16 protein-coding genes are annotated in these 24,090 nt (G+C 70.5%); 4 read left to right on the top strand and 12 right to left on the bottom strand.

Annotated elements, in window-relative coordinates:
* Positions 1-33: 33 nt before the first annotated feature.
* Positions 34-3,201, bottom strand: coding sequence for a PDZ domain-containing protein (locus ABZ911_RS25825; RefSeq protein ID WP_358060818.1), 3,168 nt, complete (start codon positions 3,199-3,201; stop codon positions 34-36).
* A gap of 256 nt (positions 3,202-3,457) precedes the next feature.
* On the opposite strand from ABZ911_RS25825, the gene ABZ911_RS25820 reads away from it, so the two are divergent.
* Positions 3,458-3,742, top strand: a complete 285-nt coding sequence (locus ABZ911_RS25820) for a hypothetical protein (RefSeq protein ID WP_358060815.1) — start codon at positions 3,458-3,460, stop codon at positions 3,740-3,742.
* A gap of 64 nt (positions 3,743-3,806) precedes the next feature.
* Here the strand turns inward: ABZ911_RS25820 and leuS are convergent, their stop codons facing one another.
* A complete protein-coding gene (gene leuS, locus ABZ911_RS25815) occupies positions 3,807-6,257 on the bottom strand; it encodes a leucine--tRNA ligase (RefSeq protein WP_358060812.1) in 2,451 nt (816 codons plus the stop codon).
* A gap of 458 nt (positions 6,258-6,715) precedes the next feature.
* On the opposite strand from leuS, the gene ABZ911_RS25810 reads away from it, so the two are divergent.
* Positions 6,716-8,476 (top strand): hypothetical protein, encoded by a 1,761-nt coding sequence (locus tag ABZ911_RS25810; RefSeq protein ID WP_358060809.1) that lies wholly within the window; start codon positions 6,716-6,718, stop codon positions 8,474-8,476.
* Here ABZ911_RS25810 and ABZ911_RS25805 read toward each other — a convergent pair.
* The gene (locus ABZ911_RS25805; RefSeq protein WP_358060868.1) at positions 8,473-9,675 is read right to left on the bottom strand and encodes a cytochrome P450; all 1,203 of its coding nucleotides are present in this window, start codon (positions 9,673-9,675) and stop codon (positions 8,473-8,475) included. The two genes, ABZ911_RS25810 and ABZ911_RS25805, sit on opposite strands and share 4 nt — an antisense overlap.
* 235 nt (positions 9,676-9,910) lie before the next feature.
* Here ABZ911_RS25805 and ABZ911_RS25800 point away from each other — a divergent pair, with 235 nt between their 5' ends.
* The gene (locus ABZ911_RS25800) at positions 9,911-11,005 is read left to right on the top strand and encodes an RNA methyltransferase (protein WP_358060806.1); all 1,095 of its coding nucleotides are present in this window, start codon (positions 9,911-9,913) and stop codon (positions 11,003-11,005) included.
* Here the strand turns inward: ABZ911_RS25800 and ABZ911_RS25795 are convergent.
* The 3 genes from ABZ911_RS25795 to ABZ911_RS25785 form a co-directional block, all read right to left on the bottom strand.
* The gene (locus tag ABZ911_RS25795; protein ID WP_358060865.1) at positions 10,980-12,146 is read right to left on the bottom strand and encodes a cytochrome P450; all 1,167 of its coding nucleotides are present in this window, start codon (positions 12,144-12,146) and stop codon (positions 10,980-10,982) included. The genes ABZ911_RS25800 and ABZ911_RS25795 overlap by 26 nt on opposite strands.
* 91 nt (positions 12,147-12,237) lie before the next feature.
* Positions 12,238-13,089, bottom strand: coding sequence for an alpha/beta hydrolase (locus ABZ911_RS25790; RefSeq protein ID WP_358060803.1), 852 nt, complete (start codon positions 13,087-13,089; stop codon positions 12,238-12,240).
* A 33-nt stretch (positions 13,090-13,122) separates the two neighbouring features.
* Complete coding sequence (locus tag ABZ911_RS25785; RefSeq protein WP_358060800.1) at positions 13,123-14,661, bottom strand: GMC family oxidoreductase N-terminal domain-containing protein; 1,539 nt, start codon at positions 14,659-14,661, stop codon at positions 13,123-13,125.
* Positions 14,662-14,789: 128 nt separating this feature from the next.
* On the opposite strand from ABZ911_RS25785, the gene ABZ911_RS25780 reads away from it, so the two are divergent.
* The gene (locus ABZ911_RS25780) at positions 14,790-16,325 is read left to right on the top strand and encodes a long-chain fatty acid--CoA ligase (protein WP_358060797.1); all 1,536 of its coding nucleotides are present in this window, start codon (positions 14,790-14,792) and stop codon (positions 16,323-16,325) included.
* Between the two features lie 106 nt (positions 16,326-16,431).
* Here ABZ911_RS25780 and ABZ911_RS25775 read toward each other — a convergent pair whose 3' ends face one another.
* The 6 genes from ABZ911_RS25775 to ABZ911_RS25750 form a co-directional block, all read right to left on the bottom strand.
* Positions 16,432-17,046: a hypothetical protein gene (locus ABZ911_RS25775; protein ID WP_358060794.1), complete on the bottom strand. Its 615-nt coding sequence runs from the start codon at positions 17,044-17,046 to the stop codon at positions 16,432-16,434.
* Between the two features lie 20 nt (positions 17,047-17,066).
* Entirely contained in the window at positions 17,067-18,494 is a 1,428-nt protein-coding gene (locus ABZ911_RS25770) for an AAA family ATPase (RefSeq protein WP_358060791.1), read from the bottom strand.
* Positions 18,495-18,757: 263 nt separating this feature from the next.
* Entirely contained in the window at positions 18,758-20,017 is a 1,260-nt protein-coding gene (locus tag ABZ911_RS25765) for a cyclopropane-fatty-acyl-phospholipid synthase family protein (protein WP_358060788.1), read from the bottom strand.
* A gap of 3 nt (positions 20,018-20,020) precedes the next feature.
* The gene (locus tag ABZ911_RS25760) at positions 20,021-21,370 is read right to left on the bottom strand and encodes an FAD-binding oxidoreductase (RefSeq protein ID WP_358060785.1); all 1,350 of its coding nucleotides are present in this window, start codon (positions 21,368-21,370) and stop codon (positions 20,021-20,023) included.
* A 156-nt stretch (positions 21,371-21,526) separates the two neighbouring features.
* Positions 21,527-22,513 carry an NAD(P)-dependent oxidoreductase gene (locus ABZ911_RS25755; RefSeq protein ID WP_358060782.1) on the bottom strand — a complete coding sequence of 329 codons (987 nt, stop codon included), beginning with the start codon at positions 22,511-22,513 and terminating at the stop codon, positions 21,527-21,529.
* Positions 22,510-24,072, bottom strand: coding sequence for a serine/threonine-protein kinase (locus ABZ911_RS25750; protein WP_358060779.1), 1,563 nt, complete (start codon positions 24,070-24,072; stop codon positions 22,510-22,512). The genes ABZ911_RS25755 and ABZ911_RS25750 overlap by 4 nt, the downstream gene beginning before the upstream one ends.
* Positions 24,073-24,090: the final 18 nt, after the last annotated feature.

The raw sequence follows: 24,090 nt of genomic DNA, 5'->3' as shown, positions 1-24,090 counted from the left end.
TGAGTACGACGAGGTCAGGGATGCGGCGATGGGCTAGGCCGGCGGCGGCAGCTCGGGCGGTGTGGCGGCCGGGGTCTCCGCCAGCGCGGCCAGCGCCAGCTCGACGGCCTTCTCCAGTTGCGGGTCACGCCCGGCGACCCGGTCCTGCGGGGTCATGACGACCTCGACGTCCGGATCGACGCCGTAGTTCTCCACGCCCCAGCCCTGCCCCTGCAGCCAGAAGGAGTACCGGGGCTGGGTGACGGCCGTGCCGTCGACCAGGGAGTAGCGGCTGTCGATGCCGATCACTCCGCCCCAGGTCCGGGTGCCGACCAGCGGGCCGAGCCCGCGCGCCTTGATCCCGGCGCTGACGATGTCGCCGTCGGACCCGGCGAACTCGTCGGCGATCGCGACGATCGGGCCGCGCGGCGAGTCCTCCGGGTAGCGGGCGGGCTGGTAGCCGCGCGACAGCGCCCAGCCGCTGACCTTCCGCGACAGCTTCTCCAGGACGAGCTCGGAGGTGTGGCCGCCGCCGTTCTCGCGGACGTCCACGACCAGCCCCTCCCGGTCCATCTCGGTGCGCAGGTCGCGGTGGAACTGCGCCCAGCCGGAGGCCACCATGTCGGGGACGTGCAGGTAGCCGAGCCGCCCGCCGGACAGCTCGCGCACCGCCGCGCGGCGGTCCTCCACCCAGGCGTGGTAGCGCAACGAGGAGTCGTCGGCCAGCGGGGTGACCACGACCCGGCGGGGTTCCCCGCCGCCGGACGGCCTGACGGTCAGCTCGACGGGCTGCTCTGCCGTACCGGCGAGGAGGGCGAGCGGGCCGCGCACCGGGTCGACGGGGCGTCCGCCGACGGCGACGATCGCGTCTCCCTCGCGTACGGCGACGCCGGGCGCGAGCAGCGGCGAGCGGGCGGCGTGGTCGGACGACTCGCCGGGCAGGATCCGCTCGACGATCCAGGCGCCGTCCTCGGTGCGCGACAGGTCGGCACCGAGCAGGCCCTGGCGGCGCTTGGGGTCGTAGCCCCCGCCGGCGGCCCGGGCGTAGGCGTGCGAGGTGGCCAGCTCGCCCTGTACCTCCCACAGCAGGTCGATCAGCTCGGAGTAGGCGCCGATCCGGTCCACCAGCGGCGCGTACCGCTCCAGGGTGGCGGCCCAGTCGACGCCGTTCATGTCCGCGCGCCAGAAGTGGTCGCGCATCAGCCGCCCGGCCTCGTGGTAGCCCTGCCGCCATTCGGCGACCGGGTCGATGGTGACGGTGACCCGGTCCAGGTCGATGGTGACGACGTCGTCGCCCTCACCGGCCGAGCGGGTCTGCAGCCCGTTCTTGCCGTTGACGACCAGCCGGGAGCCGTCGCCGCTGACCTCGAAGGCGCGCAGTTCCCTGCCCAGCTCGGCCTTGGCGCGCTTCTTCAGGTCGTAACGCTCCAGGACGATCTCGGGGGACGACTCGCTGCCGTCGCCGAGCAGTCCGGCCAGCGGGTGGCGCAGCCACAGCAGGGCGTCCTTGGCGGTGCGCAGGTTGCTGTAGCGACCGGCGGGGACGGGCACCGGCACGACCCGGGAGGCGAGCCCCTCGACGTCGACCTCGGTCCGCGGCGGCGCGCCCTTCTCGCCCTTCTCGCCGTCGTCGCCGTCCTTGGCGTCCTTGGCGTCGTCGTCCTCGCCGTTGAAGCCGCGCCCCTGCAGGCTCGGGTCGAACGGCGAGGGCGTGGTGGCCTTGAGCGGCACGATGTACGGCCGGGTGCCCGCGGGGAAGGACAGGTCGAACACGTGCGCGTCGTAGACCGGGTCGAACGTGCGCGTGGACAGGAACGCCAGGTGTTTGCCGTCCCTGGTGAAGACGGGCGCGGAGTCGCTGAAGCGCTGCGAGGTCACATGGATCGTGGTGGTGCCGTCGACGCGGCCCATCTTGATCTGGCGCAGCGGCTCGTGGTGCGGGTGCGCCCAGGCCAGCCACGCCGAGTCGGGCGAGAACGTCAGGTCCTGGATGTCGCCCTGGTCGGTGCGGTCGAGCTCGCGCAGGTCGCCGGACTCCAAATTGACGACGAGCAGGCGGCCGTCGTGCGTGGCCACGGCCGCGTGCCCGCCGTCGGGTGAGGCGGCCAGGTCGAGGACCCGGCCGAGTTCCCCGGCGGCCAGCGTGCGGAGTTCGCCGCCGGGCTTGCCGATCTCCAGGGCGTCTTCGCCGGTGGCGTCGCTGACCCAGATCGCGCGGCCGTCGGCGTCGAGTGCGCGCGGGAGCCGTACCCGCACGCCGGGCTCGACGCGGAGCGCGCCGGCGGGGCCGTCGCGGTGGGTCACCCAGTGCGCGGTGCCGCGGATCTCGACCGCGCTGGCCCGCCCGGTCGCGTCGGGCGAGAACCCGCCGACCCGGTTGGGCGCGGGCCGCCGCGCGCGGGCCGGCCGCGGCCCGCCCAGCCGGACCTCCAGCCGGTACGGCTCGGCGTCCAGCCCGTCGAGCAGCCACAGGTCACCGGCGTGGCTGTAGATCACCCGGGTGCCGTCGGTGCTGGCGTGGCGGGCGTAGAACCCGTCGTGCGCGGTGTGCCTGCGCAGGTCGGAGCCGTCGGGCAGCGAGGAGTACAGGTTGCCGCAGCCCTCGTGGTCGGCCAGGAAGGCGAGCCGCTCGCCGACCCACATGACCGACCAGTACTGCGCGGTGCTGTCGGCGAACAGCCGGGTGAACTCACCGGACCCGTCCGCGTCGACCCAGAGCTTGCCCGCGGTGCCGCCCCGGTAGCGCTTCCACTGCGACGGCTCGCGCCACATCGCCGACACGGTCGCGACCTTCTCGCCGCTCACCGCCACCTCGCTGACCCACCCGTACGGCAGGCGGGTGGCCGGGCCGCCGTCGAGCGGTACGGCGTGGGCCCAGGTCCGGACCCTGCCACCCTCTCCCGCCGCGGTGACCGCCAGGACGTTCCCGTCGGCGCTCCATCCGCGTACTCCCGTGGTCGCGCTGCCCCAGTGGGTCAGGCGTTCCCCTTCCGGACCGTCCACCTCGGCGGCGAAGACCTCGGGGGCGCCTTCTCTGGTGCCGGTCCAGGCGATGCGTGTACCGTCGGGCGAGAACCTGGGGTGCGAGACGGGGGTGCGGTCGGCGGTGAACCGCCACGCCCTGCCGCCGGCCAGTGGAGCCAGCCAGACGTCGTCGTCCGCGACGAAGGTCACCAGGTCACCGTGCAGATGCGGATATCTCAGGTATGCGCCATTTGTCACATCAGAACCCTAATGCGCGACACCCTGTGAAGGGCGCCGCCTCAACCCTGTAGGTATGCCGAACGCCCAAGGGAATCGGCCCCTCCTGGACCTTTGACGCAATGCGCTTCGAGCGAACGCGTCTCCCCTGGCCGGAGTCCTGTGCCGCAGGAGATCTCATCGGAGCCGTCAAGGAGGGGCAAATCCGGCATTCCGTACGGGTCCGGGCGGGTCCGTTCGGGTACTGGATAACCGAATTACCGACACTGGGGGAACCATGATCAGCAAGCTTCACGACATGGGCGTCACGTCCAAGGCGATGTACACGGCGGGGCTCGCGTCCATCGGCTTGTCGTTCGCGTCCTGGCTCATCTCCAAGAACCTCGAGTCCACCGGCGTCGACCGGGCGGACAGGTGGGGCATCTTCATCGGCCAGTGGGCACCCACCTGCTTCGCGATGGGGGTCGCGCTCCGCATCGAGGAGTTCGAGGAGGCCGAGCGCATGGAAGCCGAAACCGGCAGCAGGTTCACGACCGAGACCAAGAGGCCGGTCGGCGTCTAGCACGCACCCTGAGGGCCTGCGCGAAACGCGACGGCCGCCCCGTGCGGGGCGGCCGTCGAGTGGGTCACGGGACGATGTTGACCAGCTTGGGCGCGCGTACGATCACCTTGCGCGGTTCGCCGGACAGGTGGGTCTTGACCTTGTCCGACGCCAGGGCCAGCGCCCGCAGGTCGTCCTCGGAGATGTCCGGCGACACCTCCAGCCGGTCGCGGACCTTGCCCGCCACCTGCACCACGCACGTCACCGAGTCCTGCACCAGCAGCGCGGGCTCGGCGACCGGCCACCCGGCACGCGCCACCGAGCCGCTGCGGCCCAGCCGCTCCCAGCCCTCCTCGGTGGTGTACGGCGCGACCAGCGACAGCATGACCGCCAGCGTCTCGGCGGCCTCGCGTACGGCGGGGTCACCGGCGCCCGGCCCGGAGTCGATGGCCTTGCGCGCCGCCGAGGTCAGCTCCATCATCCGTGCCACGGCCACGTTGAACCGGTTCGAGTCGACCAGCTTGGTGACCTCGTCGATGGTCCGGTGGGTGACCTTGCGCAGCTCCAGGTCGCCGTCCGCGAAGGCGACGCCGGGCTCGCTGGTCACCTCGTCCATCACCCGGAAGGCGCGGGCCAGGAACTTCTGCGAGGCCAGCGGCGACAGGTCGGCCCAGTCGATGTCGTCCTCGGGCGGCCCGGCGAACACCATGGTCAGGCGCACCGCGTCGACGCCGTAGGAGTCGATCTGCTCGCCCAGGTCCACGCCGTTGCCCAGGGACTTCGACATGGCCTTGCCGCCGTTGATCACCTGCCCCTGGTTCAGCAGCCGCAGGAACGGCTCGGTGAAGTCGACCATGCCCATGTCGTGCAGGACCTTGGTGAAGAACCGGGAGTACAGCAGGTGCAGCACCGCGTGCTCGACGCCGCCGACGTACTGGTCGATGGGGCCCCACTGGCGGACCCGCTCGACGTCGAACGGGCCGTCGGCGTAGCTGGGCGAGCAGTACCGCAGGTAGTACCAGGAGGAGTCGACGAAGGTGTCCATCGTGTCGGTGTCGCGCTGGGCGGCACCGCCGCACTTGGGGCAGGCGACGTTGACCCAGTCGGTGGCCGAGGCCAGCGGGGAGACGCCCTTGGGCGCCAGGTCGGCGCCGCGCAGGTCGGGCAGCCTGACGGGCAGCTGCTCGTCGGGGACCGGCACCTCGCCGCAGTCGGCGCAGTGGATGATCGGGATCGGGGTGCCCCAGAAGCGCTGGCGGGACAGCAGCCAGTCGCGCAGCCGGAAGTTGATCGTGCCCCGGCCCAGCCCGTCGGCCTGCAGTTGATCGATGATCTTCGTGATGGCCTCGGTCTTGCCCAGGCCGTCCAGCGGGCCGGAGTTGACCAGCTTGCCCTCGCCGGGGGTGGCGACGCCGGTCTCGCCCGGGTCGGCCAGCCCGGTGTGCACGACGACCTGGACGGGCAGACCGAACTTCCGCGCGAAGTCCAGGTCGCGCTGGTCGTGCGCGGGCACGGCCATGATGGCGCCGTGGCCGTAGTCGGACAGCACGTAGTCGGCCGCCCAGACAGGGATGCGCTCGCCGTTGACCGGGTTGATCGCGTAGCGGCCCAGGAAGACGCCGCTCTTGTCCTTGTCGGTGGACAGCCGCTCGATGTCGCTCAGCTTGGCGACCTCGGCGCGGTAGGCCTCGAACTCGGCCCGGTGCTCGTCGGTGACGATCTCGTCGGCCAGCGCCGCGTCGACGGCCACGACGAAGAACGTCGCGCCGAACAGCGTGTCGGGGCGGGTGGTGTAGACGGTGACGGGCTCGTCGCGGCCCTCGATCCGGAACTGGACGTCGGCGCCCTCGGAGCGGCCGATCCAGTTGCGCTGCATGGTCAGCACCCGCTCGGGCCAGCCGCCCTCCAGCTGGGCCATGTCGTCCAGCAGCCGGTCGGCGTAGTCAGTGATCTTGAAGTACCACTGGGTCAGCTCGCGGCGGATGACGTCGGCGCCGCAGCGCTCGCACTTCCCGGCCACGACCTGCTCGTTGGCCAGCACGGTCTGGTCGTTCGGGCACCAGTTGACCAGGCCGCCCTTGCGGTAGGCCAGGCCGCGCTCGAAGAAGCGGTTGAACAGCCACTGGTTCCAGCGGTAGTACTCCGGGTCGCTGGTGTGCAGGCGGCGCGACCAGTCGAAGGACACGGCGTACCGCCGGAAGCTGCCGGCCTGGGTCTCGATGTTGGCGTAGGTCCACTCGGCGGGGTGGGCGTTGCGCTTGATGGCGGCGTTCTCGGCGGGCAGGCCGAAGGAGTCCCACCCGATCGGGTGCAGGACGTTGTAGCCGCGCTGGAACCAGTAGCGGGACACGACGTCGGCGATCGCGAACACCTCGGCGTGCCCCATGTGCAGGTCGCCCGAGGGGTAGGGGAACATGTCGAGCATGTAGCGCCGCTCCCGGGTGTCGGCCGCGTCCTCGCTCGCCCGGAACGGATCCTGTTCCTCCCATCGCTGCTGCCACTTGGCCTGCAGCGCCTGCGGATCGTACTCACTCACGGCTTTTCCCTCGGTTGGCTCTGACCCATAAGAAAACCCCTCGCTCACAACAGCGAGGGGTAGCCGCGACGGCGGGAGCTCAGCTCGAAGGCCGCCGCGGCCCGCTAAGACGCTGGGTCGCGGAACGCATACGTCAAGACTAGCGCAGTCCGCAAGTCCGCGTCTTCAGCGGAAAGCCCGTGGACTTCCGGGAAGCGTGCGCACAATGGACGGGCCCGCTCCCACGAGACCCGATGGTGATGTATCCGTTGTGACCTCTTATGTCCCTTTAGTTTACGCTCGTCACCGTGGCCCACTCAGCTGAGCCAGGACGAGAACCGTCGGAAGGCGGCCTGCCCATGCAGGATCCGCCGACCGACCCCACTGGCTTCTCTCGTTTTGCTGCGGAACCACCCGCATCGCATGAGATCATGCCCGGTGCGTCCAATTCGGACATAACCTCGGGAGGTACGGCAGCAATGGCAACGGAGAATTCCGGAGCACCACACCTGCCGCCGTCCTGGCCCGAGGTGCCGACCTCCTGGCCCGAGACCCAGCAGGACCCGGTGCCCACCTCGTGGCCCGAATCGAACGCGGCACGCTCGGCCTGGACCGAGACCCCGTACGGCGACACCTCGCAGCCCGGCTGGCCCGAGGCCCCGCGCCACGGGCAGCCCCAGCAGGACCAGGCCCGCCACGACACCGGCCGGCAGGAGCAGCCGCCGGTGCCCGCCTGGAGCGAACCCCCGCCCCCCGCGCAGCCCGCCGGCGGCGCCTGGGCGAACCTGTCCTCCCCGGCCCCCTGGCCCGGCGCGAACAGCAACCCCGCGCCGTGGAACGACCCGCGCCCGGGCAACGACCCGATGGCCGCCGCCCGCCCCGCCGCAGCCGACCCGCTGACCGGCCCGCTTCCCCAGGGTGACCCGCTGAACGACCCGCTGAACGGCCCCCGCCCCTCGAACGACCCCCTCGGCGGCCCCCGCCCGGCGAACGACGGCCGGCGCCCCACAGGCGACCCGCTGAACGACGCCTGGCCCTCGAACGCCCCCACGAGCGGCGCCTGGCCCTCGAACGCCCCCGCGAGCGGCGGGTGGCCCGCGAACGCCCCCGGCCCCGGTCCTGCGGGCGGCCCCGGCCCCGCGAACGGCCCCGGCCCCATGGGCGACCCGCTGAGCGGCCCCTGGCCCGCGGCCGACCCCCAGCACGGGGCCCCGATGGGCGGCCACCAGCCGATGGGCGACCCGCTGTCCGGCCCGATGCCGGGCTCGCCGCCCGCCGGCAACCCGCTCGACCGTACGGTCACCCTCAACCAGGCGTACGCCCCCCAGGCCCCCGTCGCCGACCCCGGCCACCCGAACGAGCCCAGGCCGGGCGCGAACCTCAGCCGCGACCCCTCCGACCCCGACAAGCCCTTCGTCACCGCGGGCCAGGTCAGCGGCTCGCGCACGCCCCCGCCCGAGCGCCAGCAGGAGCTCTGGGACACGGTGTTCGGCGACGGCGAGGACGACGGCTTCGACGACGAGCCCGGCAAGCCGATCTGGATCTACGCGCTCGGCGGTTCGGTGGCCGTGGCGCTGGTGCTGGCCCTGGTGTGGGCCTTCGTGGCGGGCCCGCTGGCCTCCGAGCCCGAGCCCACGACCAGCCCCGGGCCGAAGGCGTCGGCCCCGGCCACCAAGCCGGCCGCGAAGAGCCCGGCACGCCTGCCCAAGTACCCGGGCAAGGCGGCCCCGGTGACCGGCACCCTGCCCGACACGACGGCCGGCATCAGCGTCCCCCGCCTGGGCGGCACCTGGCAGCTCGACACCCGCGCCACGATGCGCACCACCTACGGCTACGCGACCAGGCAGTACGTAGCGGCCGGCACCGACGCCGCAGGCGAGCAGGTGTTCGCCCACGTGATGACGGGCCCGCTGGCCCCGAGGCTGGCCTCCCACTACACCTCGCCCGACAACCTGGAGCCGGTCATCAAGGCCGTGGTGGTCTCGGCCCGCAAGAAGTTCTTCCCCGAGGGCAACACCATCCGCAAGACCGGCCAGCAGATGCTCAAGGTGGGCGACGCGCCGGCCAAGGTGAACGCCTACGAGGTGACCGCGGGCGAGGTCAAGACCATGGTGGTCGCCGCCGCGGTGAGCACCGGCGCCGACGTTCCGGCGATCGTCTACATGTCGGTGCCGAGCGCCGAGAAGGACCTGCTGCCGAACATCAACACGATCTTCCGGCAGATCAAGCTGACCTCCTAGAACCTGCACTCCATGTGCTTGATCCCGTTGATGAAGCTGGAGTGGAGCCGGTCGGGGCGGCCCCCTTCGATCGCCGGGACGCGGCGCAGGAGCTCGCGGAACATCACGGTGATCTCCCTGCGGGCCAGGTGGGCGCCCAGGCAGAAGTGGGGGCCCGGCCCGCCGTACCCGACGTGCGGGTTGGGGGTGCGGGTGATGTCGAAGCGGAGCGGGTCGGCGAAGACGCGCTCGTCGCGGTTGGCCGACCAGTAGTAGAGCAGGACCTTCTCGCCCTCGCGGTAGCGGGTGCCGTTCATCTCGTGGTCTCGGGTGAGTTTGCGGCGCATGAAGTTGACGGGTGCGGCCAGCCGGACGATCTCCTCGACCGCGCCGGGGGCGTGGCCGTCGATGTCCTGGAGCCAGAGCGCGCGCTGGTCGGGGTTGTTCGTGAGCAGGCGCAGGCCGTGGGAGATGGCGTTGCGGGTGGTCTCGTTCCCGGCGACCACGAGCAGGATGAAGAACGAGCCGAGCTCCTGCGCGGTGAGGTGCTCGCCGTCGAGGTTGGCGCTGCTCAGGGCGGCGATGAGGCCCTGGCGGGCGGGGTCGGCGGCCAGTTCCTGGACGAGGCCCTGCAGCTCCATGCCCGCGGTGAGCAGGCGCTCGGCGATGGTGTCCAGGTCGTCGCCGCTGTATTCGGGGTCGAAGCCGCCGAGGATGATGTTCGAGCGGTCGAAGATGAAGGCGTAGTCCTTCTCGGGGATGCCCATCATGTCGCAGATGATCTTCAGCGGCAGCCTGGACGCGACCTCGGTGACGAAGTCGCAGCCTGAGCCGGTCGCCAGCAGGTCGTCCACGATCCGGGACGCGGCCACCTCGACGTCCGCCTCGAACTGTCTGATCATCTTGGGCGTGAAGGCGCGGGAGACGATGCGCCTGAGCCGGGCGTGCCGGGGGTCGTCCATGTTGATCATCGACCCGAAGTACTCGGCGAACTCGGGCGGCATGTCGGGGACGTTGGTCGCGCCGCCCTCCCCCGAGCTGAACACCTCCGGGTTGCGGCTGGCCTCCAGGATGTCGGCATGCCTGACCAGGGCGTGGTAACCGGCCCCCTTGGGCGCGAAGGGCACCTCCATCTCCTCGAAGAAGGCCGGATGGTCGAGGGCGCGCAGCCGCCGGAAGGCGTCCTCGCGCTCGGCCATGGGCCTGGCCCAGAACTCCATGTCGGAGAGGTCGAAGTCGATCACGCTCACCCTTCCATCGTTCGCAGGGCGACCCCGTGGCGTCAACACCAGGGCGGTGGATATTCGCTGGTTCGCCCCCACGCGCGCACGCTACGGTGTGCGCGTGTTCTTCTTCCACCTGCGTTGAGAACCGCCGGCGGGCCGAGGCCAGGCCCACCGCCGGTGATGCGGGACGGCCGTCCGCCGCCCCGGGTCTCGACGTGGGAGAACACCCGTGCATGTCGCCATGCCCTTGCTCGCCAGAACGGTCCGCGGCATCGAGCCGCTGCTTCGCGCGGAGATCCACCGATCTGGGGCGGGTACCGTGCGCCGATCACGCCACCGCGAGGTGTGGTTCACGGCCCCCGACCCCGGCCTCGCGCTGCGCGAACTGCGCACCGCCGACGACGTCCTGCTCCTCGCCGCCGTCGTGGACGGCGTGGGGCGGGCGAAGGCGGCGCTGCCCCGCCTCGGCCGGGCGGCGTCCGCCGTGGACGCCCGCGCCCTGCTGGCGCTCCGGGAACGCGCTCCCGAGCCCACCGGCCTCGACGTTTCGGCCTCGTTCCTCGGCCGCCGCGCCTACACCCGCTTCGACCTGGAGGACACCGTCGGCGCGGAACTCTCCGCCCTGCTGCGCCTCCCCTACCACTCCCGCCGGTACGGCGCCGCGCCCCCGCCCGGCACCGCGTCCTGGCGGGTCACCGTGGAGGACGACGAGGCGGTGATCGCCCTGCGGGTAGCCGAGCGGCCCCTGCACCGTAGGCCGTACAAGACGGGGTCGGTCCCTGGGACGCTGCATCCGCCGGTGGCCGCCGCGATGGCGCGGCTGGCCCGCCTGGACGGCGCCCGGCTGGTGCTCGATCCGTGCGGCGGGGCGGGCACGACGCTCGTGGAGGCACGGGCGCTCGCCCCGCACGCCCGATATGTCGGCCTCGACCACAGCTCGCGAGCCGCGCTGGTCGCCACCGCGAACAGCGGCCCGGTCGCCGGGGAGAGGGCGGCCCCCGGCAGGGCGATCGCGTGGGCGGTGGGGGACGCGGGGCGGATCCCGCTGCCCGGCGGCGTCGTGGACCGGGTGATCGTCAACCCGCCGTGGGGCCGCCAGGTCCCGCCCTCCGGGCTGCTGCGCGGCGACGACGGGCTGCTGTGGCGGGAGCTGGCGCGGGTGCTCGCGCCCGGCGGCCTGGTGGTGGCGCTGCTGCACGACGAACCGGAGCAGCTCCGCCTGGCGTCGGCGAACGGCCTGCGCGCCGAGCGGACCGTCGAGGTGAGCCTGTCGGGGCTGCACCCGGTGATCGCGGTCCTCAGAAGGCGCACTCCATGTGCTTGATCCCGTTGATGAAGCTCGACAGCAGCCGGTCCGGCTCCCCCACCGAACGGATCTCCGGCAGCCGGGTGAACAGCTCCCTGAACATCACCGAGATCTCCCGGCGCGCCAGATGAGCGCCCAGACAGAAGTGCGGACCGGGCCCGCCGAAGCCGACGTGCGGGTTCGGGTCACGCAGGATGTCGAACGCGTACGGCTCGGCGAACACGGCCTCGTCCCGGTTGGCCGCCCAGTAGTAGAGCAGCACCTTGTCACCCTTGGCGTAGTCCATCCCGTTCATCGAGTGGTCGCGGGTCAGCGTGCGGCGCATCCACGCCACCGGCGAGGCCAGCCGGACGATCTCCTCCACCGCGCCGGGCAGCCGCCCGTCCAGGTCCTCCAGCAGCAGCGCCCGCTGGACGGGGTTGCGGGTGAACAGGTGCAGCCCGTGCGAGATGGCGTTGCGGGTGGTCTCGTTTCCGGCCACCACGAGCAGGATGAAGAACGAGCCGAGCTCCTGCGTGGTGAGCTTCTCGCCGTCGATGTTGGCGCTGGTCAGGGCGGCGATGAGGCCGTCCTCGCGGGGGATCGAGGCCAGCTCCTGCAGCCGTTGGCCGGCCCCGAGGAGCAGTTCGGCGGCGCGCGAGCCGTCGCCGATGAACTCGGGGTCGCCGCCGGACAGGATCACGTTCGAGGCGTCGAAGACGGTCTGGTAGTCCGACTCGGGGATGCCCATCATGTCGCAGATGATCTTCAAGGGCAGCCGGGCGGCGACCTCGGTGACGAAGTCGGCGCCCTGGCCGGTGTCGATGAGCCGGTCGACGATCCTGGCCGCCTCCTCCCGGACGTCCTGCTCGAACTTCTGGATCATGCGGGGGGTGAAGGCCCGGGAGACGATCCGGCGCAGGCGGGCGTGCCGGGGGTCGTCCATGTTGATCATGGAGCCGAAGTACTCGTTGAACTCCACCGGCAGGTCGTGGATCGAGGTCGAGCTCTGGCCGGAGCAGAAGACGTCGGGGTTGCGGCTGGCCTCGATGATGTCGGCGTGCCGTACCAGGGCGTAGTAGCCGGGGCCGGCGGGGGCGAAGCTGATCTCCTCCTCGCGGAAGCGGACCGGTCTGGGCTGGGCGCGCAGCACCGCGAAGGCCGCCTCCCGCTCCTCCATCGGCCGCAGCCAGAACTCCGCGTCGGACAGGTCGATGTGATCGAGGGGAACCGTCACCACAGCCTCCACTAGAACGTGATTCGGGCTCAGACTATGGCGCGGACCCGATCCAGTCGAGGATGAGATCGTTGACCTCGCGCGGCCGTTCCAAGTGCGCGAAGTGGCCCGCGCCGGCGACCAGCTCGGCCCGCGAACCCTCGGGCAGGAAGGCGAGCGCGTCCTTGACCACCTCCGCGCCGAGGCAGCCGTCGGCGGCTCCGTGCAGGTAGAGGACGGGACGCTTGACGCCCGCCTCGGCGGCGGCCTGCTCGGAGGCGTACCTGCCGGTGGGCGGCACGGTGCCGAGCATGGCCCGGTAGTAGCCGATGGCCGCGGCCAGGTTGGCCGGCTCGCCGATGCTGGCCCGGGCGAACGCCACATCCTGGCTCGCGTCGTAGCCGGGCGACCAGTCGCGCCACAGCCCTTCGAGGAAGCCGGGCCTGGCCGCCGCGACCTCGGCGAGGCCGGTCTGGAACAGGAACAGGTAGAAGGAGCGCTTGAGCTGGTCGTAGTCGAGGAGGGCGTCCCGCAGCGCCGGGACCGGCGGCACCGCCATCGCCACTGACCTGCGGAAGCGGTCGGTGGTGGCGTACACCGGGATCGCGCCCCAGTCGTGGCCGATGAGCACGGCGTCCTCGTCGCCGCCCAGTTCCTCGTGCAGCGCGGCGACGTCGGCGATGAGCGCGCCACTCTCGTAGGCGGCGTCGGCCGGCACCTCGGTGGGCGCGTAGCCGCGCATGAACGGCGCGACGGCCCGGTACCCGCGCTCGGCCAGCTCCGGCATCAGGTGCCGCCAGGTGTGCGCGGTGTCGGGGAAGCCGTGCAGGCAGAGAGCTAGCGGTCCGTCACCAAGCGCCAGATACGCGAACTCCACACCATTGGCGTGGATCGTCCTGATCTCCATAGGGCGAAAACCTAGCCCTCCCCGCCAGGCCCATCAATACGTGGCGATGAGGTCGGCCCCCTTCTCCCCGATCATGACGGCCGGCGCGTGGGTGTGGCCGCGGTTGAGCGTGGGCATGATCGAGGCGTCCACCACGCGCAGCCCCTCCACCCCGCGCACCCGCAGCGACGGGTCCACCACCGACTCCTCGTCGACGCCCATCCGGCACGTCCCGACCGGGTGGTAGAGCGTCTCGCCGCGCTCGCGCACCCACCGCGCCAGTTCCTCGTCGCTCTCCGGTCCCCAGTACGGCTCCAGCGGCCCGTCGTTGTACTGCTTCATCGCCGCGGTGGCGAACACCTGCTTGGCCACCTTCAGCCCCGCCACCATCCGCCGCACGTCGGCCGGCGCCGACAGGTAGGCCGGATCCACGACCGCCTCGCGCCCGTTCAGCCCGATCCGGCCCCGGCTCTCCGGCTGCAGCAGGATCACGCCCACGGTCAGCCCGTGCCCGGCCGGCACGCTCAGGCCGTGGTCCACGAACGGGCCGGGCGCGAAGACCAGCTCGATGTCCGGCGCGGGCTCCTCCGGCGAGGTCCGGACGAACGCCACCGCCTCGCCGACGTTCGTGGTGAGCATGCCGGTACGGGTCACCAGATAGCGCACCAGGTTGCCGATCGACTCGGCGGCGACCAGCGTGATCGGCTCGGGGCAGGCGACGAACACCCCGCTGGACAGGTGGTCCTGCAGGTTCTTGCCGACGGCCGGCAGGTCGTGCACGACCTCGATGCCGGACTCGCGCAGCTCGTCGGCCGCGCCGACGCCGGAGAGCATGAGCAAATGCGGGGAGCCGATCGCGCCCGCCGACAGGATGACCTCCCGGCGCGCCCTGACCCGGCCGCCGCCGTGCTCCACCGCCACGGCCCGCCTGCCCTCGAACAGCACCCTGCCGACCTGGGCGCCGGTGAGCACGGTGAGGTTGGGCCGCTTGGCGGCGGGCCGCAGGTAGCCGTCGGCCGCGCTCCAGCGCCTGCCGCGCTCCTGGGTGACCGGGGTCGGGCTGCAGCCCTCGTTGGAGCGGCCGTTGAGCTCGTCGAGCCGCCGCATCCCCAGCTCCTCACAGGCCATGAGGAAGGCGGCGGTGGTGACGTTCGGGCTGCGGAGCTCGGAGATGTGCAGGGGGCCCTGCGTGCCGTACACGCCGCCGCGGTTGCTGCCGACGCGGTGCTCGGCCTTCTTGAAGTACGGCAGGACCTCGTCGTAGGACCAGCCGGGGATCTCCCACTGGTCGTAGTCGCGCTCGTGGCCGCGTACCCACATCTGGGCGTTCATCGACGACGAGCCGCCGATCACCCGGCCGCGCGGCCAGTAGAGCTCCCGGCCGTCCATCTCGTCCTGGCCGGTGGTGATGTAGTTCCAGTCGTAGGCGGTCTTGAACAGCTTCTTGAAGCCCGCGGGCATCCGGATTTCGAGCTTGTCGTCCTGCCCGCCCGCCTCGACGAGCGCCACGGTCACGCCGGGATCGGCGGTCAACCGGTTGGCCAGCACACATCCCGCCGACCCCGCCCCGACGATCACGTAGTCGTATTCCATGGATCCTCCCTACTTCAGGTGGCCCAGTACGTCCATATGCATCTGTAACCTTTGTTACCTACCGGTTGGTATGCGGAGCCTGCAAGGATGTCGCGCGAAGCCGTAAGCATGAGGGAGGAAGGCGTTCCATGCTCAACCTTTCGATCGTTCTCGAGGACAGCGCCAGGCAGGCCCCTGATGGGACGGCTGTCGTCTTCGGGGACATGCGCCTGCCGTACTCCATGGTGAACACCGTGGCGAACCAGGTGGCCAACCTGCTCGTGTCGCGCGGCATCGGCAAGGGAGACAAGGTCGCTCTGGCCTGCCCCAACCTGCCATACTTCCCGTTCGTCTACTACGGCATCCTCAAGACCGGCGCCACCGTCGTCCCGCTCAACGTGCTGCTGCAGGCGCGGGAGATCGCCTACCACCTGGAGGACAGCGACGCCAAGGCGCTGTTCTGTTTCGAGGGGTCGCCGGAGCTGCCGCTCGGCGAGCGCGGCAAGGCGGGCTTCGAGGCCGCCGAAGGCTGCGAGCAGTTCTTCGTGCTCCCCGCGACGCCCCTCGCCACCGAGTCGGTGCACGGCGAGTCCATCTGGGCCGCGCTGAACGGCATGTCCGGCGAGTTCCAGACCGAGCAGACCGCGCCCGACGACACCGCCGTGATCCTCTACACCTCCGGCACCACCGGCCAGCCCAAGGGCGCCGAGCTCAGCCACCAGAACATGCTGATGAACGCCTTGATCAGCGACAGGATGTTCCCGCGCGGCGATGGCGGCGACAGTTACCTGGCCGTGCTCCCGCTCTTCCACTCCTTCGGCCAGACCGTCATCATGAACACCGCGTTCCTGCGCGGCGGCACCGTCGTGCTGCTGCCCCGCTTCGAGGCCGGCGACGCGCTGGAGCTCATGCGCAAGGAGAAGGTCACGTTCATCGCCGCGGTGCCGACGATGTACTGGGGCCTGCTCACGAAGATCCACGCCGACGGCGAGGAGGTCCCCACCTCGCTCACCACGGCCGTGGCCGGTGGCGCCGCCTCGCCCGTGGAGGTGCTCAAGGACTTCGAGCGCACCTTCGGCATCGGCATCCTGGAGGGGTACGGCCTGTCCGAGACCTCCCCCGTGGCGAGCTTCAACCAGCTCGGCCGCCCCACCAAGCCGGGCACGATCGGCACGCCCGTCTGGGGCGTGGAGATGAAGCTGATCGACAACGACTGGAAGACGGTCGAGGGCGAGGGCCCCGGCGAGATCGCGGTGCGCGGGCACAACGTGATGAAGGGCTACTACAACCGGCCCGAGGCCACGGCCGAGGTGATGAACGACGGCTGGTTCCGCACCGGCGACATCGCGGTCCGCGACGCCGACGGCTACTACTCGATCATCGACCGGGCCAAGGACATGATCATCCGGGGCGGGTTCAACGTGTACCCGCGCGAGCTCGAAGAGGTCCTGATGACGCACGAGGCGGTCTCGCTGGCCGCCGTGGTCGGGATCCCGCACGAGTCCCACGGCGAGGAGATCAAGGCGTACATCATCCTCACCCCCGGGGCGACCCTCACCGAGGCGGACCTGATCGCCTGGTGCAAGGAGAACATGGCGGCCTACAAGTACCCCCGCCAGGTCGAGTTCCGCGACACCCTGCCGATGACGGCCACGGGCAAGATCCTCAAGCGCGAACTCAGGTAAACGAACCGCCCCCGGTCAGCGCGGTTGCGCTGACCGGGGGCTCCCCGTTCCAGTGGATGGGTCGGCGCGGATGGGCGAGCTTCGCCCCTGGTGTCGTCGGCGACGACTACGCCCATTCCTGGCAGATGCGCTCGATGTCATCCACCATGCGCTTCCATCCGGTCAGCTTGCTCACCGGCCCCGCACGATCTAGTCGCTCCAGCAGCTGCCTGCGGTGCTGGCAGAACCGTTTCACCATCCGCTCGCGCCTGCGGCCAGTCTCCTCACCGGCCCGGAGTAGGCAGTCCCGGAGCAGTTGCTTCGGATCGGGCACACCCTCGACTTCGTGGACCTTCGGCAGCTTCAGGTTCTCTCGCCCGCGCGGATTGCCTGCCACCTGACGGATCGCCGCCTCATCGAGCAACAACCACGCCTCTGTCATGCGTATGGGCACGATGGGGATGATCGACGAAGCGAGACCGGCCGACAGGACGGCGCGCTCGATCTCGCCGCGGCGGGCATCATATCCGGCGTTGTCGGAGTCACGATGCACGACCACGACGTCGACAGGGCCACGAACCAGCCTGAATCCGGCCGCGATCCGCGATTCCACATCCCTTGGCACGCTGTCAAGAAGGGAGAAGTCTGGCTTACTGAGCCGTACGGTCACACCACGATCGACGAAAAGCGCCTCCACGATGTCCGCCAGCGGAAGATCCGATGTTCCCTCGGCGACGAACAACCCCGCATACGACCGCATCCTCACCCGACCATGTCCAGTGGAAGTTGAAGCTGGGCACCCGGAGGCGCCACCAGATACGCGACGACATCGGCTTCCGAGAATGACGGATCGCCTTGCTCAGACCGCCATGATCCGCTGTATGGAAGGAGGGAGAGCGCAGATGTCACGCGACCATCGGGAGCCCTTCGCGGCCGAGTCTCCGCCAAAAGCAGATCAGCAGGATCGCACAGTTGCACCACACCCGGCGCATGCGTGTTGATGATGACCTGCCGGAAGGGGTTGGTCTCATCTGGCGCTTCCCGGGGGTCCACGGCCAGATCACGAACGAGATCCATCATCGCTGGAAGGTTAGCCGGATGGATGCCGTTCTCGGGCTCTTCCATACAGATGAGTCCGGTCACCGTTGGATCCTCCAGCAGAACGCAGAGCGCCAGGAATCGGAGTGTTCCCTCGGACAACGCCCTGGCCGGGAGTCGAAGTCCGCTCCGTTCCTGCAGGAAGAGCGTGAACACCTCGCGCACCGGATCAGGCTCCACACGCAGGCTCTCCACGCCGACGCCTGCGAGATCGGACAGCCGGTCGGCGACGTGCGCGTACACCGCCTCCTCGTCACGGGCTCCCGTGGAGCGACCGGTGTCGGTGGCGATCCGGAAGAGCGTCGCCGCCAGATGGCGGCCATCGGCCTCCAGCGACCTCGGCGAGGCGAAACTGTCCGGCGCGCGCAGGGCCGACGGTTCCAGCGCGAGGCGCCGCCAGCTCTGCATCTCCCGGCGCGCGGCCAGGATGGTCGGGTAGTCGTTGGTGGTGACCGTGCTGAGCACGGTTCGTCCCGCCCTCGCGGCGGCTCTCGGCTGTGGTTTACCGAAGCTGCCACCATCGCCGTGCACGTTGATGACCGTGCCGCTGTCCCGTACCTCGGTGGACAGGAAGGCGCCGCCACGGCGCTGGCCGACGACGACCGAGTTCCTGAAGTTCTTCACGCTGTGCGGGAAGCGCAGATGACGGGCGGCGTCCCCGCGGTTGATGTGCCGCAGTTCCTCACGTGCGAGCACCAGTCGTCCGACACTGCTCTGTCCTTCAGGTGGCGAGTAGGCCAGATCCAACTCGTAGCGCAGGAACGTCGTCGTCGCCTTCGCGGGCGCGCCGAGATCGTCCTCCACCTCCGCCGGCACGATCATCTCGGCCGTAAGCGCTATGTGGCGCTGACCATCACGGTAGCCGTCCCAGAAGAGGTCCCGGGGATCCCCGCCACGCAGCCCGGACGCTCCACGCACCCGCTGGGATGCCTCCACCAGGGTGTCCGTCGCCAGATGGGAGAGGAACTCGACGACATCGAAGACATTGGACTTGCCGGTGCCGTTGGCGCCCGCGATGCAGGTGAAAGGCCCGAAGTCGATGTGCACGTCGAGGAGGTTCTTGAATCCTTTGACCTCAAGCCTGGTCAGCATCGCCGCTCATCCCCTCCGCATTCCACCCGCCGTGTTCGACCAGCTCCGTGGTAAGAGCGAACTCGCTGAAACGGCCTCTAAATCCTCAACGATCTCACGGCCTGGGCGCCAGGTGTCAGAAGTCCGTTCGCGTCATCACGGTGGATGACTGAGGATCACGGCTTGGGGCCGATAGACCCGAGATCGGGGGCCATGCCTTGGTTGGAGCGCGGGGGGCGCGGAGCCCCCCGCTGAGTCACGATCCCTAAGCGAGGGCCATGCCTCTAGGGCCAGTCGCGTGACGGCCGGAGGGGGACATGTGCGTTGCCCGTGGGGTCCAGTTTGACGCCCAGGACCTGGTGGAGTTGGACCTTGTTGCGTTCGAAGCCCACGATGCATCCGGCCATGTACAGTGCCCACACCCGGGCGGTGCCCATGCCCACTTCCTGGACCGCGTCCTCCCAGTTGGCGTCCAGGTTGTCGCACCAGTACTTGAGGGTCTGCGCGTAGTGCTCGCGCAGGTTCTCCTCGTGCCGGATCTCGAACCCGATGTCCTCCATCTGCCGGACCAGCCAGCCCACCGACTCGAGCTCCCCGTCCGGGAAGACGTACCGGTTGATGAATCCGCCCTTGTTGAACGTCTTCTCCTTCCCGGTGGGACGCGTGATGCAGTGGTTCAGCAGCCGCCCGCCGGGCTTGAGCTTGCCGTACAGGAAGGAGAAGTATCCGGGTACGTTGGCGGCGCCGATGTGCTCGGTGAGGCCGATGGAGCTGACCGCGTCGAAGTCGCCCTCGCGGACGTCGCGGTAGTCCATGTGGCGGACTTCGGCGAGGTCCTGGAGGCCGGCGTCGGCGATGGCCCGCCGCGCCCAGTCGGCCTGCTGCTTGCTCAGCGTGACGCCGAGCACCTTGACGCCGTACTCGCGCGCGGCGTGCATGACCATGCCGCCCCACCCGCATCCGACGTCGAGCAGCCGCATGCCGGGCTTGAGGCCGAGCTTGCGCGCCACCAGGTCGAACTTGGCGAACTGCGCTTCCTCCAGCGAGGACTCCTCGTGGGGGAAGACGGCGCAGGTGTAGGCCATGGACGGGCCGAGCACCCACTCGTAGAAGCGGTTGGACACGTCGTAGTGGTGGTGGATGGCCTCGGCGTCACGCTGTTTGGCGTGCCGCGAGCCCAGCCTGGCCAGCGTGCTCTGGCGCATCTCCTGCGGCGGCGGCGGCACGCGCATCAGGAGCGGTTTGACCCCCAGCGACCGTACGGCGTCCATCTTCTCGCTGAGGGACAGGTCGTTGGTGGTGATGTTCCACATGCGGTCGAGCAGGGTGTACATGTCGCCGTGCACGTCGATGTGGCCTGACACGTACGCTCTGGCCAGGCCGAGCTCTCCCGGCGCCTGGGCCAGGTACGCGACCGCGATAGGGGATTTGACCTCGAGCCGGACGTCCGCCCCGTCCGGCCCGGCTTTGCTGCCGTCGTAGGCCATGAACGCCACGTTGGCGTCCCTGCCGACGATCTTCTCAAAAATGGATGCGAGCGCCATCTCTCACCTTCCCCGCACACACTTGTCGTACAGGTCCAGCAGGCGACCGCTCGGATCGTATTCCCGCTTGACCGGCCAGTAGGCGTCACCGTTGTACAAGGTCCAGAACTGCTCGCGGGCGTAGAAGGACGTCGAGTAGAGCGACTTGTGCCCGTCGAGGTCGTGGACCGCGGTCTCGATGAGCCGGTTGTAGTAGCCGTCGAACTGCCCCCGCGGCAGCGGCACCATTCCCCAGAACCCGAAGTTGACGTACAGCTTGCCCGGCTCCAGCGGGTAGAGCGGCCAGGCGCTCGACGCCTTGAGCGGGCAGATCCAGACAGGGGTCATCCCGACCTTGTCGTGGAAGAAGCTCAGGAACTCGGCGCCGCGATCGATGGGCGTCTCGACGTCCTGGATGACCGACTCCTGCACGGGCTGGTCGCGCCAGCGGTCGACGCGCGCGACGACGCCGTACTTGCGGTCGAGGGCGACGAGCCGCCGGTAGACGTCGGAGCGCATCCACTTGCGCGGCATCAGCGAGCGCACCAGCGGCTGCTGCACGCCGAAGGCGCGCGAGCACCAGAACCAGTCGGTGTCCCAGCGCCAGAGATAGTCCCGGACGGTGAGCCAGTCGCGGCTGCGCTTCTGGATCGACTGGTAGTAGATGCGCATGCCGGTGTAGTCGGAGGTGTACGGCGCGCGCTCGGCGAAGCGCCCCACGGTGATGTACAGCTCGCCGGGGCCGAAGAACACCCCGTCGACGAAGTCGACCTGTTCCCCGTCGTGCCGCATGCTCTCGCAGATCTCCTGCATCGCGAGCATGCACTTGTCGGCCTCGCTGAAGCGGATGTGAGTCAGCTTCACGTACGGCTGGACCGGCTTGAGCCTGATCTTGATCCGCAGGGCGTAGCCGAGCGTGCCGTAGGAGTTCGGGAAGGCCCTGAACAGGTCGCGGTGCTCGTTGTCGTCGCGGGCGACGATGACCCGGCCGTCGCCGGTGAGGATTTCGAGCTCCTCGACCGACTCGTGCGGCAGGCCGTCCCGGAAGCTGGTCGACTCGATGCCGAGCCCGGTCACGGCGCCGCCGAGCGTGATGGTCTTGAGCTGCGGCACGACGTACGGCATGAGCCCGTACGGCAGCGTGGCGTCGACCAGGTGCTCGTAGGTCGTCATGCCCTGGACCTCGGCGGTCATGGTCACCGGGTCGACGCTGATGACCTCGTCGAGGTCGCGGGCCGACAGCTTGGCCGCCTTGCCGGTGTCGCGGAACCTGAAGAGGTTGGAGGTCGCCTTGGCCAGCCGCGGCGTGGCGTCCTCGGGGATCTCGGCATAGGACCGTCTGATCTGTTCTACGGCCCCTTGGTGTGCCGACATCGTTGTCACAGGTCCACCCCCAGAGCTGTGTTTTAGAGATCGTCCGTAAGACCGTATCTCTCTGAAACTTCATGGAACAGTCCGGGGTCGTTAATGACCCGAAAACTCTAAAGAATGCCAGGTAAGGTCCGTTCGCGTTTAGCGAACCGGGAAAGTCTATCGATCGGCTGCGGGCCGCCTGCTGATCTGCGGCGGCGCGTCGTTGACCACGTACGCCACGGGCGCCCCGCTGATCGCGGCCCTCAGGTTGTCCAGGACGGCCCCGACCAGACGGCCGGTGGCCTGCGGGGTGACGCCCGCGACGTGCGGCGACAGCAGCACTCCGGCCAGGTCGCGGAGCGGGTCCAGGGCGGGCAGCGGCTCTTCCTCGTACACGTCGAGCGCGGCGCCGCCCAGGTGCCCGTCGCGCAGCGCGGCGACGAGCGCGTCCTGGTCGACGACTCCCCCTCGGGCGGCGTTCACCAGGAGCGAGCCCGCGCGCATCCGGCGGGGGTCGACGAGCCCGCGGGTCTCCTCCGACAGCGCGATCACCAGGACGAGGACGTCGGAGCCGGCGACGACCTCGTCGAGGGGGCGGTAGGCGGCGCCGTACGACTCGGTGCGCGGGGTTCGGGTCCAGTAGGAGAGCTCGCAGCCGAACGCGCCGAACAGGCGCGCGCAGGCCGCGCCGATCGGGCCGAAGCCGACGATGCCCACCCGCGAGCCGGACAGCTCGGTGGGGCCGAGGTCGAGCTGCGGCCAGCGGCCGGCGCGGACGGCCGCGTCGGCTTCCACCAGGCGGCGCGCGAGGGCCAGGGCGGCGCCGACGCACCATTCGGCGACCGCGACGGCGCTCACGCCCGCGGTGTTGGCCAGCGGGACGCCCGCGGCGCTCAGCGCCCCCAGATCGTGCGCCTCCACCCCGACGGACGGCTGCTGGACGAAGGCCAGCCTGGGCGCCGCCTTGACCGCCTCGGCGTCGAGGGCGAGCCCGCCGCTCCAGTCACCGAGGACGATCTCCGCCTCGCCCAGCGCCTCGATCAGCGACGCCCGATCGCGGGCGGCGGGAGCATGCACCGAGACGGCGTCACCGAGCGGGGCCAGCAGGCCACGCAGCGCGTCGAGGGGCAGCGGCGGCAGGGCGAGGAGGTTCCAGGGGGTCATCCCCCCACAGTAAAGCTGCCGATCACCTGCCGCATGAGAGACGCGTTCCTTCGCCACTGCCGTTCGGTGAACGTCCAGGAGACGATGTAGGCGGTGTCGCCGACCGCGACGGCGCGGCGCACTTCGCGGTAGGTCTGCCCGGCGACCGCCCACGGCGCCTGCTCGCCGCCGGCCGCGGTCCAGGTGAACTCCCATTCGGCGGCCGGGTGGCCGAGGTGGCGGACGTTGGCCTGCCGCACGGTCCGCACGCCCGGGGTGCCCTGCTCGAAGAGTTCGCGGGAGGCGGTGAGCACTTCGTCGGGGTTGAGGTTGGCGTAGCTCTCCTGGATGCCGAGGTGGCCGACGCCGCCGGGGCGGGTCCACTCGGTGTAGGCGTCCGAGCGCGCGCCCCGCCACCCGGTGGGCCGCAGGATCGACCAGCCCGACGGCGACTTCCACACCCGCACCACGGGCGGGGGCGCCTTGCTGACCGTCGGCGTCGGCGTCGGGGTGGGCGTGGCGCTCGGCGTGGGCGCGACCGTGGCGCTCGCGGTGGCCGGTGCCGCGGCCGTCGCCTGGGCCGTGGGCCGCGAGCTGCCCTCCGCGGTGCTGGGCGTCAGCTTGAGGTAGGTGAGCGTCCCGGCCCCGACGACCAGCGCCGCGATCGCGACGATCCAGGGTGTACGGCGACCGCCGCGCTTGCCCGGCGGCGCCTCGGGTACGGCCTGGGCCCGCCTGCGCCCACCCGGCCCCGCCGGGGCGCCGGACGCGACGGCGGCCAGCATGGCGTCGGCCTGTTCGGCGTTGACCCGGCGCAACGGCTCCTTCTCCAGCAGCCCCTGCAGCACGGGATGCAGGGCGGGCGGGATCCTGCGGTAGTCGGGTTCCTCGCTGAGCAGCGCGCTGAGCGTGGCCATCGCGTCGCCCCGGTCGAACGGCGAGCGGCCGAGCAGGGCGGCGTACAGGGTGGCGCCGAGCGACCACAGGTCGGAGGGCGGGCCGAAGTCGAGGGCGCGGACCCGTTCGGGGGCGAGGAAGCTGGGCGAGCCGGTGACCATGCCGGTGCTGGTGAGCGAGGACTCGCCTTCGGCGGTGGCGATGCCGAAGTCGGTCAGCACCGCCCGGCCGTCGTCGGTGAGCAGGATGTTGCTGGGCTTGACGTCGCGGTGCAGGATTCCGGCCTCGTGCGCGGCGCGCAGCGCGGACAGCACCTGGCGGCCGACGTCGGCGGCCTGCCGTACCGGGAGGGCGCCCTGGGTGGCGACGACCTCCTCCAGGGAGGGGGCGCGGACCAGCTCCATGATGATCCAGGGCCGCGTGTCCTCCTCCACGACGTCGTAGATGGCCACGACGCTGGGGTGGTTCAGTTTGGCGGCCGTGCGGGCCTCGCGGGTGGTGCGCAGCAGGTGGCGTTCGCGCTCGAGCGCGGACAGCCCGGCCTGCAGGAGTACCTCCTTGACCGCGATCTGGCGGTTCAGCAGTGTGTCGTAGCCTTCCCAGACCACGCCCATGCCGCCCCGGCCCAGCTCGCGCAGCAGGCGGTAACGACGGGCGATCACGCGTTCCGTGCCCGAAACCATCTCTAACCCCCTGGTGCA

Source organism: Nonomuraea sp. NPDC046570 (assembly GCF_040645915.1).
In the GTDB taxonomy this organism is placed as follows: Bacteria; Actinomycetota; Actinomycetes; order Streptosporangiales; family Streptosporangiaceae; genus Nonomuraea.
This window is presented reverse-complemented; position numbering and strand designations above follow the sequence as displayed.

Coding starts and splice junctions, on each gene's coding strand:
- ABZ911_RS25780 (WP_358060797.1), top strand. CDS start 14,790: ATGCTCAACCTTTCGATCGTTCTCGAGGACAGCGCCAGGCAGGCCCCT.
- ABZ911_RS25750 (WP_358060779.1), bottom strand. CDS start 24,072: ATGGTTTCGGGCACGGAACGCGTGATCGCCCGTCGTTACCGCCTGCTG.
- ABZ911_RS25760 (WP_358060785.1), bottom strand. CDS start 21,370: ATGTCGGCACACCAAGGGGCCGTAGAACAGATCAGACGGTCCTATGCC.
- ABZ911_RS25770 (WP_358060791.1), bottom strand. CDS start 18,494: ATGCTGACCAGGCTTGAGGTCAAAGGATTCAAGAACCTCCTCGACGTG.
- ABZ911_RS25805 (WP_358060868.1), bottom strand. CDS start 9,675: ATGGAGTTCTGGGCCAGGCCCATGGCCGAGCGCGAGGACGCCTTCCGG.
- ABZ911_RS25765 (WP_358060788.1), bottom strand. CDS start 20,017: ATGGCGCTCGCATCCATTTTTGAGAAGATCGTCGGCAGGGACGCCAAC.
- ABZ911_RS25810 (WP_358060809.1), top strand. CDS start 6,716: ATGGCAACGGAGAATTCCGGAGCACCACACCTGCCGCCGTCCTGGCCC.
- ABZ911_RS25785 (WP_358060800.1), bottom strand. CDS start 14,661: ATGGAATACGACTACGTGATCGTCGGGGCGGGGTCGGCGGGATGTGTG.
- ABZ911_RS25820 (WP_358060815.1), top strand. CDS start 3,458: ATGATCAGCAAGCTTCACGACATGGGCGTCACGTCCAAGGCGATGTAC.
- ABZ911_RS25755 (WP_358060782.1), bottom strand. CDS start 22,513: ATGACCCCCTGGAACCTCCTCGCCCTGCCGCCGCTGCCCCTCGACGCG.
- ABZ911_RS25795 (WP_358060865.1), bottom strand. CDS start 12,146: ATGGAGGAGCGGGAGGCGGCCTTCGCGGTGCTGCGCGCCCAGCCCAGA.
- ABZ911_RS25790 (WP_358060803.1), bottom strand. CDS start 13,089: ATGGAGATCAGGACGATCCACGCCAATGGTGTGGAGTTCGCGTATCTG.